Source organism: Gardnerella vaginalis, assembly GCF_001546455.1.
In the GTDB taxonomy this organism is placed as follows: domain Bacteria; phylum Actinomycetota; class Actinomycetes; order Actinomycetales; family Bifidobacteriaceae; genus Bifidobacterium; species Bifidobacterium vaginale_B.
In genome coordinates this window covers 23,229-36,058 of record NZ_KQ956810.1, presented here as the reverse complement: position 1 = coordinate 36,058, position 12,830 = coordinate 23,229, and the positions used below count along the sequence as shown (strand labels likewise).

The following is a 12,830-nucleotide window of genomic DNA, read 5'->3' as shown; positions in this document are numbered from 1 at the left end:
ATTGGCTGAAAAGGGAACAAACGTGGGATAAAGGGAACAAACGCAGGATGATGAACGAATGTCTTTCTTGCTTTTGTTTCTTTTTTCTTGCTTTTGTTTCCCAAATTGGCTGAAAAGGGAACAAACGTGGGATAAATGGAACAAACGCGTGCGCTCCGATCTGCCTTTTCGCTTAAAGCGTAGTGCGCGAGCGACATTTGTAACGTTTTTGCGATTGCGTGTTGTTGATTATGTGCGTGTTGTTGATTATGTGATAGTGTAGATTTTTCATATGGGAAGCGATTTACGCATGTTGATTTACGCATGTTGATTTGCGCATGTTAATTCACGCATGTTGATTCACGCATGTTGATTTGCGTAAATTGCTGCAGTTGTGCGCAAATATGGGATTGTAGCGAATACGGGATTATTAGAAGGTGTTTAGCATGGATGTTGGTTTTGTAAAGAATATCCAAAAAATAAAACCTAAAAAACCAAATCCTGCGGTTGATCATAGCCCGCGCACAATGACGATTGGCATAATCCTCACAATACTTGGCGGCGCACTTTGGGGCACAAATGCCACTGTTTCTAAGATTCTAATGTCGCAATACCTTGTAAGCCCATTGCAAATCGCGTGCGTTCGTCAGCTTGCTGCAGGCGTGCTTTTTGTAATCGTTGCCGCAATGGTTAATCGCAAGCAACTCGTTGGCGCATTAAGCACAAAAAAATCATGGCCAATGCTAGTTGTAACAGGTATTGTGTGCGTGCTTTTAACGCAAGTGGCCTATCTTTTTACAATCGACTGGACTAACTCTGGAACAGCTACAGTTCTTCAAAGCCTCAATCTGCTTTTTGTGCTTGTTTACGTGTGTTTGCGGTCAAAAAGAACTCCGACTTTGCGCGAAAACATTGGTGTTTTGCTTGCATTTGCAGGAACCGCGCTTATGGCAACGGGGGGCAATTTTAGCTCGCTTTCACTGCCTTTGATGGGACTTTTGTGGGGATTGGCAGATGCTGCAAGTACGGCGGCGCTTGCGATTATGCCAGTCAAATTGATTGCAAAATGGGGAAATCTTACTGTAAACGGAATCACGTTTATAATCGCAGGTCTTATTATGCTGCCATTTGTGAAGCCATGGCAAACAATGCCACCTTTGGATTTGCGCGCGTATTTGCTGTTTACTTTTACGATTGTTGGCGGCACCTTTGGAGCGTATTGGATGTTTCTAGCTGGCGTTATGCGAGTTGGATCTGTGCGCGGAACACTTTTGGGCGCGAGCGAGCCTGTTATGGCTGCAATCACGGCTGTTGTGTTTACGGGAGCTGTGTTCTCGTGGGCTGATTTTGCAGGATTTGCGCTTATTTTTATTATGATGATTTTGTTGAGGTGATTATGACGAATATGCAAGATGCAAGTAAAGAAGATAAAAGTATGCAAGATGCACAAAACCCAGATTCACAAAACCCAGTCAATCGCGTAGAGCAGATGTATGAGTACGGCTATCGAAAGTCAAACTACGGCCCAGACGAGCTTGTAACAGACGCGCACGGAAATCCAATCAGCGTTATGGATGCCATGCTAAGCGCGCAAGATGCAAGCACTGCGCAAACTCAAACTCCGCACTTGTGCTTCTATTCGCCTAGAATCCCAGGAAACACAGGCTCTGCGATTCGCCTTTGCGCGGTAACGGGCACCATTTTGCATCTTGTAGAGCCGCTTGGATTTAATCTTCAAGATACAAAGCTTCGCCGCGCAGGTCTTGATTATCACGATATGGCACACGTTGTTATGCACCCGAATTTTGAAAACCTTGTTGAGTCAATGCCAAATTCTCGCATAATCGCGTTTACTGCAAACGCCACAAAACTTTACACAGATATTGAGTATAAGCCGAACGATATTCTGCTTTTTGGCCCAGAGCCAGGAGATATTCCAGATCCAATGGATATTATGGCAGGACCGCATGTGGCGGAACAGGTTCGCTTGCCAATGCGACCTTCGCTTAGAAGCCTAAATCTTACAAATTGCGCGTCAATCGCCATTTATGAGGCGTGGCGTCAGCTTGGATTTGAGGGCGGAAAGTAGTCAAAAGTAGACAAAAATGGCAAAAAATAGCCAAAAATAGTCTTAAAACTACTCATGCATTACAATGGTTAATATGCCTGTGTTAAAACGTAAACCGAAGCGGAGGATTAGTGCTGCGCGACGCCGCATGTACATTCGCCGTAGAATCGTAGTTTGCGTGGGGTTGCTGGCTGTTTTAGCATTCTGCATCTTTTGTATAGTCAGCATTTTTAAAGGCATCAGCGCAATCGGAACCGCTATAAACAAGCATTCAGACGTTACGCTATCTAAACAACTTGTGCCAGATCCAAGGCCTGTTGGAATCATAAAAAAATGCAGCGCAAAAGACGTTAGAATTGAGCTATCTGCTGCATCTCAGGCGGTTCCTATGGGTGGAACTTTAGAGTTTAACGCTCACGTTGTTTACGAAGGCGACGATTCGTGCAGGATTGACGCTTCGAGTGGAAGAATGGTGTTGACCATTGGAGATAGTGCTGCGCGCGATGTTGCGCAAAATGGCCATTCTTCTGGCGACAAAAAGTCGGAGAAGACAGATAAGTCGGATAAGTCGGATAAGTCAAATAAGTCAAATGAAAAAAAGCCGCCTCAAAAAGTGGATCCGCAATGGCGTTCAGACGTGTGCGAAATACCGCTCAAGCCGTTACTGATGGCAAAAGGTGATTCGTACGATAAAAAGTTTATTTGGAACGCTAACGCTACGATTGGCACTCCTACTGGCCAAAATTGCCTAGATGACGCCGATTTGCCTAAGGTTTCGCGCGGAACGTATGTTGCGCAAATCGAGCATGAAGATGTAGCAGGGTTGCAAAGCAATCCCGTGGTTATTTCTGTTCGCTAGTGCCTGCATAAATGGCGTAAAATTTTCCCGAAAATGTTGCTCAAAACGGCAAAATTAACAACAAAATCGGGAAAAACTTCCCGAGAATGTTGCTCTAATTGGCGTGTTGAGCTACAAAATCGGGAAAAATCGCTCGCATAAATGGCGATAAAAAGTCGAAGCGAAGGGGTAAAATTAACTCTTTGTACACGGTGTGTCATATAGCGGGCATACTCAAGGAACCGAAGAAGGCGCCCGCAAACCCAAAATCGTTGATTTTAAGCGCGTTTGCCGCGATTTTCTAAAGCTCCCAAGGATTAATAAAACTAGCTAGCGATAAAGGAACGTCCATTGGCTGCTGAACAAGCTACGACGAACACCACCAAAGTCATCGCACGTGCCGACGAGCACAGCATTAAGTTGCACAAAGCGTCGGATCGTGTGAATTTCGGCTCCATTTGTGAGCCAATCGATGTGCCATACCTCCTCGGTGTGCAAACCGACAGCTTTGACTGGCTGATCGGCTCCGAGCGTTGGAAGAAGCGCGTCGAAGAAGATGAGGCAAATGGCACTCACACTGTGCCACACGTCTCTGGTCTAGAAGAAGTGTTCCAAGAGATTTCTCCAATCGAGAATTTTGCTGAGACAATGAGCCTCACATTCTCGGATCCATATTTTGAAGAGCCACGTCACACTGTGCTTGAGTGCAAAGAGAAGGATTACACATATTCCGCTCCTTTGTATGTAAATGCAGAGTTTGAAAACGGCGAAACTGGCGAGATTAAGAGCCAGACTGTTTTTATGGGTGATTTTCCGCTGCAAACCCCGCACGGCACATTCATTATTGGCGGCACTGAGCGCGTAATCGTGTCTCAGCTTGTGCGTTCCCCGGGCGTGTACTTCGATCGCACGCAAGATCGCACTTCCGATAAAGACGTTTTTGGCGCAAAAATCATTCCAAGTCGCGGCGCGTGGCTTGAGTTCGAGATTGATAAGCGCGATGTTCTTGGCGTGCGCGTAGATCGCAAGCGCAAGCAGTCTGCAATCGTATTCTTAATGGCAATCGGCATGACTAAGCCAGAAATTGCCGAAGCATTCCAGGGATATCCTCTTGTTCTCGACGCTCTAGAAAAAGAGCCAATCGATACTCAAGACGATGCTCTTACAGATTTGTACAGAAAGATTCGCCCAGCAGATACCGCAACTGCCGACGCGGGTCGCAATTTGCTTGAATCCTTCTACTTCAACACAAAGCGCTACGATTTGGCACGTGTTGGTCGCTACAAGATTAATCGCAAGCTTGGTTTGGAAGCGGATTACAACGATCGCAGCTTGAATCGCGAAGATATTATCGCCACAATCAAGTATTTGGTCACTTTGCACTCGGGAGAGAAGACCTTCCCAGGCAAGCGCGATGGTGAAGATGTGCAGTTGCGTGTAGACGTGGACGATATTGATCACTTTGGAAACCGCCGAATCCGCCAGGTTGGCGAGCTTGTACAGAATCAGATTCGTACTGGCTTAAGCCGCATGGAGCGCGTTGTGCGCGAGCGCATGACAACGCAAGACGCTGAGGCGATTACACCACAGTCGTTGATTAACATTCGACCAGTTAACGCTACGATTAAGGAGTTCTTCGGAACTTCCCAGCTTAGCCAGTTTATGGATCAAAACAATCCTTTGGCAGGCGTTACAAACAAGCGTCGTCTTTCGGCTCTTGGTCCTGGTGGTCTTTCTAGAGACCGCGCATCTATGGAAGTTCGAGACGTGCACCCATCCCACTTTGGTCGTATGTGCCCAATCGAATCCCCAGAAGGTCCAAACATTGGTCTTATCGGTTCGCTTGCAACCTTTGGTCGCATCAACCCATTCGGCTTTATTGAAACGCCTTATCGCAAGGTTGTTAATGGTCATGTGACTAACGAAGTCGAATACATGACTGCAGATCGCGAAGCCGAGCACGTTATTGCTCAGGCAAACCAGGAACTCGACGAAAATGGCAACTTTGTTGGCACTCAGGCTCTTGCTCGTGTTGACGAAGAAGAAGCAGTCGATGTGCCTGTTAGCACTGTTGACTACATGGATGTTTCCCCACGTCAGATGGTTTCACTTGGCGCAAGCTTGATTCCATTCTTGGAGCACGATGAAGGTCACCGTGCTTTGATGGGTACCAACATGCAGCGCCAGGCCGTGCCTCTTATTAAGTCGGAGCGTCCACTTGTTGGTACGGGTTCCGAATGGCGTGCTGCAGTTGATTCTGGAGACGTGATTCTTTCCGAAAAGCCAGGCGTTGCAACCTACGTTTCTGCGGATATTATTCGCGTTATGAACGATGACGGAACTCAGTCTAGCTACAAGCTTTCTAAGTTCCAGCGTTCCAACCAGACTACTTGCTACAACCAGGTGCCGCTTATTAAAGATGGTGAGCGCGTGGAAGCAGGAACTGTTTTGGCTGATGGCCCTGCAACAGACAAGGGTGAGCTTGCACTCGGCAAGAATTTGCTCGTTGCTTTTATGCCTTGGAATGGCTACAACTACGAGGATGCTGTGATTATCTCTCAGCGACTCGTGCAAGACGATACGCTTTCTTCGATTCACATTGAAGAGTACGAGATTGATGCACGAGAGACCAAGCTTGGTGCCGAAGAGATTACTCGCGACCTTCCAAACGTTGGTGAAGACGCTATTGCAAACCTCGACGAGCGCGGTATTATTCGCATTGGTGCCGAGGTAGAAGCTGGCGACATTTTGGTTGGTAAGGTAACGCCTAAGGGTGAGACCGAGCTTACTCCAGAAGAGCGCTTGCTTCGTGCAATCTTTGGCGAAAAGAGCCGCGAAGTTCGAGACACTTCGCTTCGTGTACCTCACGGCGAAACTGGTACCGTGATTGCTGTTAAGGAAATCACTCGTGAAGACGCTGAAGACGATGGCGATGAGCTTCCAAACGGCGTAAACCAGATGATTCGCGTGTACATTGCTCAGCATCGCAAGATTACGCAGGGCGATAAGCTTTCTGGTCGTCACGGCAACAAGGGTGTTATTTCCCGCATTTTGCCAGAAGAAGATATGCCATTCTTGGCTGATGGTACTCCAGTAGACATTATGCTTAACCCGTTGGGTGTGCCTTCTCGAATGAACTTGGGCCAGGTGCTCGAGCTTCACTTGGGTTGGATTGCTCACGCTGGTTGGGATATTAATTTGGATCCAGACCTTGAGGCCGCTTGGAAGAAGTACGTGCCAGAAGGCGCCGAGCACGGCGATCCATGCACTCCTGTTGCAACTCCAGTGTTCGACGGCGTGCGCCCAGAGACCTTGAAGGGTCTTTTGAGCACTACGCTTGCAGACCGCGACGGCAACAAGCTTGTTGGTTCCGACGGTAAGGCAACGCTGTTTGACGGCCGCACTGGTGAGCCATTCCCTAAGCCAATTTCCGTTGGCTACATGTACATCTTGAAGCTGCATCACTTGGTTGATGATAAGATTCACGCTCGTTCCACTGGTCCTTACTCCATGATTACCCAGCAGCCGTTGGGTGGTAAGGCTCAGTTCGGCGGCCAGCGCTTTGGTGAGATGGAAGTGTGGGCTCTTGAGGCTTATGGTGCTGCGTACACATTGCACGAAATGATGACCACAAAGTCTGATGACGTTGACGGTCGCGTGCGCGTGTATGGCGCTATTGTTAAGGGCGATAATCTTCCACCTGCTGGTATTCCTGAGTCCTTTAAGGTGTTGCTCAAGGAAATGCAGTCGCTCTCCTTAAATGTTGAGGTGCTTAACTCCGAAGGAGTTGCAATCGACATGAAGGATGAAGATGATGATCCGGTGTCGTCTTCTGAAAATTTGGGATTTAATATTGGTGCGCGACCAGATTCGTCTGCCAAAGAAGACCAAGTTATTCAAGAACCTGAATACCAGTGATACAAGTGTTACAAGTGTTTTAATCACTAATCACTAATCACTAATCACTTTAAGAAACTTAGAAAAACAATTTCATGAGACAGGACGATAATAGTGCTGGACGTCAACGCATTTGACAAACTGAGGATTGGACTGGCCACTGCCGAAGACATCCGTAGCTGGAGCCACGGCGAAGTTAAGAAGCCAGAAACCATTAATTACCGTACCCTTAAGCCAGAGAAGGATGGTCTGTTCGGTGAGCAGATTTTTGGTCCTACTCGCGATTGGGAGTGTGCGTGCGGCAAGTATAAGCGCGTGCGCTTTAAGGGAATCGTGTGCGAGCGATGCGGCGTGGAAGTTACACGCAGCCGCGTTCGCCGCGAACGCATGGGTCATATTGAGCTTGCGGCTCCTGTAACACACATTTGGTTCTTCAAGGGTGTGCCAAGCCGCTTGGGATATTTGCTCGACATTGCTCCAAAAGACTTGGAAAAGGTTATTTACTTTGCAGCCTACATGGTTACTAAGGTAGATGAAGAGCAGCGTCACCAGGATCTTCCAGACTTGCAAGACGAGTTTGATACCGAAATCGGCAATCTTCGCAAGCGCCGCGACAACGAGATTGACGCGCGCGCAAAGAAGGTAGAAGAAGATCTTCACGAGCTAGAAGAATCGGGCGAGGCAAAGGGCAACGCAAAGTCTAAGTTGCGTGCTGGAGCTGAGCGCGAAATGGCCGCTATCCGCACCCGCTACGATGAGCAGATTCAGCGTTTGAACGCAGTGTTCGATCGCTTTAAGAGCTTGCGCGCAGGAGATATGGAAGGCGACGTTGATCTTTGGCGAGAGATGGAAGATCGCTATGGCGACTACTTTGAAGGCTGCATGGGCGCGGAAGCAATCAAGAAGCGCTTGCAAGACTTCGATCTTAAGTCTGCTGCTGTAGAACTTCGCGAAGAAATCGACAATGGTACTGGTCAGCGCAAGGCGCGCGCTTTGAAGCGACTTAAGGTTGTGAACGCGTTCTTGACTACTGGAAACAAGCCAGAAGCAATGGTTTTGGACGTTATTCCAGTAATTCCACCAGACTTGCGACCAATGGTTCAGCTTGATGGTGGCCGCTTTGCAACATCCGATTTAAACGATTTGTATCGCCGCGTAATCAACCGTAACAATCGTTTGAAGAGGCTGATTGAGCTTGGCGCTCCTGAAATCATGCTTAATAACGAAAAGCGCATGCTTCAGGAAGCTGTTGATTCGCTCTTCGACAACGGTCGCCGTGGCCGCCCAGTAACTGGCGCATCCAACAGGCCATTAAAGTCGCTTTCCGACATGCTTAAGGGTAAGCAGGGTCGATTCCGCCAGAACTTGCTCGGTAAGCGAGTTGATTATTCTGGCCGTTCCGTAATCGTTGTTGGCCCAAGCCTTCGCATGCATCAGTGCGGTTTGCCTAAGCCAATGGCGTTGGAGCTGTTTAAGCCATTCGTTATTAAGCGTTTGGTGGATCAGGGATTTGCGCAGAATATGAAGAGCGCCAAGCGCCTTGTGGATCGCGGAGATTCCGAGGTTTGGGGCGTGCTCGAGGAAGTCATTTCCGAGCATCCTGTTCTTCTTAACCGCGCACCTACGCTTCACCGCTTGGGTATTCAGGCATTTGAGCCAATTTTGGTTGAAGGTAAGGCAATTCATTTGCCGCCACTTGCTTGCGCCGCGTTTAACGCCGACTTCGATGGTGACCAGATGGCAGTGCATCTGCCACTTTCCGCCGAAGCTCAAGCAGAAGCTCGCAGCTTGATGATGGCATCCGACAACATTTTAAAGCCAGCAGATGGTCACACCGTTACAATGCCATCTCAGGATATGATTTTGGGCTTGTACTACTTGTCTACCGTAATTGACGGCGCAAAGGGTCAAGGCCGAATCTTCTCCTCGCTTGCTGAGGCGCAAATGGCGCTGGACAAGCATGAGATTGACATGCAGGCAAAGGTGTTAATCCGCGTGCCAGAAGACTTTGTTTTGCCAAAGGATTGGCAGCCTAGCGATCTTAAGGTTGTAGACCCAGAGCCAGGCAGCCCAGATGTTGTCCGCGAAGAACGCTTTAAGGATGGAACTGTTCTGTTTGCAACGTCTTGCGGTCGCGTGCTGTTTAATAGCACTCTTCCAGAGGATTATCCGTTTGTAAACCAGCAGGTTCCAAAGGGTGTTCTTTCTAAGATTGTTGACGACATTGCTACGCGCTATTCCACCGCTCAGGTTGCCGCAAGCCTCGATGCTTTGAAGGATCTTGGCTTTACGCGCGCACCTTGGTCGGGCGTTACAATGGCATTCTCGGATATTGTGCTTCCTCCAAATCGCGAGCAGATTGCGCAAGATTACGAAGATCAGGCTGCAAAGATCAACTCCCAGTACGATATGGGTCTTCTTACAGACGAAGAGCGTCGTCAAGAGTTGATTAACTTGTGGACCGAATGCACCGATAAGGTTGCAGACGCAATGCGCGAGAACTTCCACGACGACAACAACGTGAACATTATGGTTCAGTCTGGCGCGCGTGGTAACTGGATGCAGATTCGTCAGATTGCTGGTATGCGAGGCTTGGTGGCAAATCCTAAGGGTGAGATTATTCCTCGTCCTGTTAAGTCAAACTACCGCGATGGCCTTTCCGTGTTGGAGTACTTCATCTCGCAGCACGGCGCTCGTAAGGGCTTGGCAGATACCGCACTTCGTACGGCAGAATCTGGTTACTTGACTCGTCGTCTTGTGGACGTTTCGCAGGAAGTTATTGTTCGCGAAGAAGATTGCGGCACAAAGCGTGGCCTTGTTATGAAGATTGCAGACCGCGACGAAAATGGCAATTTGACGCTTGTTAAGGCTGCCGATGGTGGCCCATACTCGCGATTGCTTGCCGCAGACGTGCTCGATCCAGCAGACGGCACTACCGTTTTGGCTAAGTGTGGAGACGCGCTTTCTATGGACGTTTTGCGTAGCTTGGTTGCGCACGGCGTTGAAGAAGTTAAGGCTCGCTCCGTGCTTACTTGCGAATCTAAGCGTGGCGTTTGCGCAAAGTGCTACGGCTGGTCTTTGGCTACAAGCCGACTCGTGGATGTTGGCGAGGCTGTTGGTATTGTTGCAGCACAGTCCATTGGTGAGCCTGGTACGCAGCTTACGCTTCGTTCCTTCCACTCTGGTGGCGTTGCTTCCGCAAGCGATATTACGCAGGGTCTTCCTCGTGTTACCGAGCTTTTTGAGGCTCGTACTCCTAAGGGCGAGGCTCCAATCGCAGAGTTCCCAGGCGTTGTAAAGGTAGAAGATACGGATCACGGCCGTCAAGTCACTTTGACTCCAGACGATACAACCGTGGATCCAATCGTTTACCCAGTAACTCGCCGCGCTCCAATGCTTGTTAAAGATGGCGACCACGTTGAGGTTGGCACGCAGCTGATTGAGGGTTCTGTGGATCCTAAGAAGATTTTGCGAATCCTTGGTCCGCGCGCTGCTCAGGTGAATATTGTGGAAGAAGTTCACAACGTTTACCGTTCTCAGGGCGTTGATATTCACGACAAGCACATTGAGGTTATTGTTCACCAGATGCTTCGCCGTATTACGGTGATTGATTCTGGAGACACTGAGCTTCTTCCAGGTGAGCTTGTGGATCAGGCAAAGTTCCGCGAGGCAAACTTGGCTGCCGTTAAGAATGGTGGTAAGCCTGCTGCTGGCCGACCAGAGCTTATGGGTATTACCAAGGCTTCTTTGGCTACGGATTCTTGGCTTTCTGCCGCATCCTTCCAGGAGACCACTCGAGTTCTTACTGAGGCCGCCTTGAGCCAGAAGGAAGATGATCTTAAGGGTCTAAAGGAGAACGTGATTATTGGTAAGCTAATCCCAGCTGGTACTGGTTTGGCGCGTTACCGTAATGCGGATGTGTTTGCGGATCCAGAAGTTCGTGATGCTATGTATCCAAACCTGGCTATGACTGGGGCAAATAGCACTCCATCGAACTTCGGTGAAAGCGACATGGCGGATGTTGATTTCTCCAACATTGATTTTGGAGATATGAAGCTCGGCGATGAATTTAACCCAGATGATTACCTTGACGATCAGGGTGGTCAGAGTGATTACGACGATGACATTGAGTAATCGGGTGATTGAGTAATCATGTGATTGCTTAGTTGGGTGATTGCTTAGTCGCTTGATTGCTTAATTAGGCAAATCCGCTTCGATTAGCCGTTGCAAGTTGTTTTACGCAGCTTGCAGCGGCTTTTTGTTTTGTGCGCTTACTTTCTCATATATTTTGGAAGTAACCCTGATTTTGTTTACTTTCTCTTGTGTTTGTTTATTTTTGCCCGTGTTTGTTTACGTATTTGACGATTTTGGGAACAAACGTGGGGAATTGATTTGCAGTAGCGCTTAAAACGGTTACTGCGCAAGTACACTCTTATTTATCTTATTTATAAGCCTTGGGAATTCCTGCCGAAGCTAGCTTCTGCTCGAGTTTTTGTGGATCAATGACTTCCGCAAAGTCGAATCGAACGATTTTGCTTACTCCGCAGTCATATAGGTATCTCTCCCTATCGCGTTCTTTTCGTACGGCATCGCGGTCGTATTGAAGCAGCATATTTTTTTCATGAAGGTCAGTGATAATAGTATTTTTAGAAGATTCTTTACTAATATTGCAAACAGAACTTTTCCCACATTCAATCAAATACTTATCGGTACCATCAAATTCTCCGACTATAAGATTTCCATTTACATTCCATGCAAAATCTGCACGTAATGGATAATCTGGGTTTTTATTGTTCGGGAATTCATATTGGATTTGAGGCACAATAAACCCAAGTTCAATAATTGTTGCTCGAGCCAAAGATTCGCCTGCATTTTCGCTTTTAGCTGATGCAAAATTGCATAAAAGTTTCAATCGAGATAAGGCGTCAGTGTAGTCAATGTTTGAAAAATAAGGGTTGTAGATTTTTCTAAGATACGGGTCGTCTTGCAACTGTGACGCATTACACTGATAGCGCGCAAAGTCGTAAAACTCACTACATACGTTGTAAATTTTCTCTAGATTCTCGCCTTTTTGAGAAGCTGAATCAAAGGTTGGTAGTGCGATTCTAAATGGATTAGTCCATGCTTCAACAAATAGCGTGTTGTAAATACTTGCGACATGGGACATTGCATCTTCCTCCATTGTTTTAATGTGACCGAACGTGGAGGTTTTCTTTTCATTTGTGTGCTTGCATGTTTTTACATTTGAATTGCAAGTCTTTGGCGAATTTTGTTTCTTGCATCTTTTGTAACATTCTTCAAGCCTAATGCCATTCTCATCCTCAACAATATCTGGGAGATGTATGCGTTTGAGCTGCCGTCTAGCTATCTTTTTTGCAGACTTTTCACTAGTACTGGTCAAATTTTTGTCAGCATATGCGCAAGATACGTGTATGCTTATTGATTTTGGCTGATTGCTATATAGCTTGATGACTTCAAACCCCTTTAGTGCGGCGGCGGTTTCTCCAGTGAACTTCCACTCTTTAATCTTTATTTTTTGAGTAAGTGGGATGGCTATGTGCAGAACCTTGTCCTTGTATGAGAGTCGCTGCCAATAGTTGCTTAGAGCATAAAGTCCGCGATATGGTTCAACCAAATTGTTGGACTTTAAGTATGTTCTTAAACTTTTGCGACACTTGGTGTATGAAGCCATCAAGCATGAGTTGTGACTTTCAGCATTTAAAATGTCAGATAATAATTTACTATTATTCATGCTGACGATGTTATTTTTATGAAATTATTATTGCAAGATATTTTTTACAATGTGGTTAAAGCCTATGCTTTATGCACATTCTTTTATATGACTTGACAAAATTGATTTTGTGTGGATGTAATCTTGATCGATTTGGCTTTATTTGGCTTTATTTGGCTTGGTGTTTATTCTCGATTTGCCTGCGTTTGTTTATTTTTGCCCGTGTTTGTTTATTTTTGCCCGTGTTTGTTTACGTATTTGACAATTTTGGGAACAAACGTGGGTGAAAGGGAACAAACGCGGGCGCGACGACCTGC

General features: G+C 47.2%; 7 protein-coding genes. 5 read left to right on the top strand and 2 right to left on the bottom strand.

Annotated features, from left to right (window positions below; translation table 11 throughout):
• Positions 1-305 (bottom strand): hypothetical protein (locus tag HMPREF3216_RS06595; protein WP_230953840.1); only part of this gene is annotated, 305 nt, incomplete at its 3' end.
• Between the two features lie 120 nt (positions 306-425).
• Between HMPREF3216_RS06595 and HMPREF3216_RS01115 the strand changes: the two genes are divergently transcribed.
• From HMPREF3216_RS01115 to HMPREF3216_RS01095, 5 genes are all read left to right on the top strand, one after another.
• Positions 426-1,373, top strand: a complete 948-nt coding sequence (locus tag HMPREF3216_RS01115) for a DMT family transporter (protein WP_060786558.1) — start codon at positions 426-428, stop codon at positions 1,371-1,373.
• A gap of 41 nt (positions 1,374-1,414) precedes the next feature.
• Positions 1,415-2,068: a tRNA (cytidine(34)-2'-O)-methyltransferase gene (locus HMPREF3216_RS01110; protein WP_230953845.1), complete on the top strand. Its 654-nt coding sequence runs from the start codon at positions 1,415-1,417 to the stop codon at positions 2,066-2,068.
• Positions 2,069-2,132: 64 nt separating this feature from the next.
• Positions 2,133-2,906 (top strand): hypothetical protein, encoded by a 774-nt coding sequence (locus tag HMPREF3216_RS01105; RefSeq protein ID WP_060786557.1) that lies wholly within the window; start codon positions 2,133-2,135, stop codon positions 2,904-2,906.
• A gap of 330 nt (positions 2,907-3,236) precedes the next feature.
• Positions 3,237-6,803, top strand: coding sequence for a DNA-directed RNA polymerase subunit beta (rpoB, locus tag HMPREF3216_RS01100; protein ID WP_060786556.1), 3,567 nt, complete (start codon positions 3,237-3,239; stop codon positions 6,801-6,803).
• A gap of 93 nt (positions 6,804-6,896) precedes the next feature.
• Positions 6,897-10,916 carry a DNA-directed RNA polymerase subunit beta' gene (locus tag HMPREF3216_RS01095; RefSeq protein ID WP_060786555.1) on the top strand — a complete coding sequence of 1,340 codons (4,020 nt, stop codon included), beginning with the start codon at positions 6,897-6,899 and terminating at the stop codon, positions 10,914-10,916.
• A 307-nt stretch (positions 10,917-11,223) separates the two neighbouring features.
• Here HMPREF3216_RS01095 and HMPREF3216_RS01090 read toward each other — a convergent pair whose 3' ends face one another.
• A complete protein-coding gene (locus HMPREF3216_RS01090) occupies positions 11,224-12,534 on the bottom strand; it encodes a hypothetical protein (protein ID WP_230953839.1) in 1,311 nt (436 codons plus the stop codon).
• Between the last annotated feature and the right edge of the window lie 296 nt (positions 12,535-12,830).

Excerpts from the sequence above, each read along its gene's own strand:
- HMPREF3216_RS01115 (WP_060786558.1), top strand. The coding sequence starts at position 426 with ATGGATGTTGGTTTTGTAAAGAATATCCAAAAAATAAAACCTAAAAAA.
- HMPREF3216_RS01110 (WP_230953845.1), top strand. The coding sequence starts at position 1,415 with ATGCAAGATGCACAAAACCCAGATTCACAAAACCCAGTCAATCGCGTA.
- HMPREF3216_RS01105 (WP_060786557.1), top strand. The coding sequence starts at position 2,133 with ATGGTTAATATGCCTGTGTTAAAACGTAAACCGAAGCGGAGGATTAGT.
- HMPREF3216_RS01090 (WP_230953839.1), bottom strand. The coding sequence starts at position 12,534 with ATGAATAATAGTAAATTATTATCTGACATTTTAAATGCTGAAAGTCAC.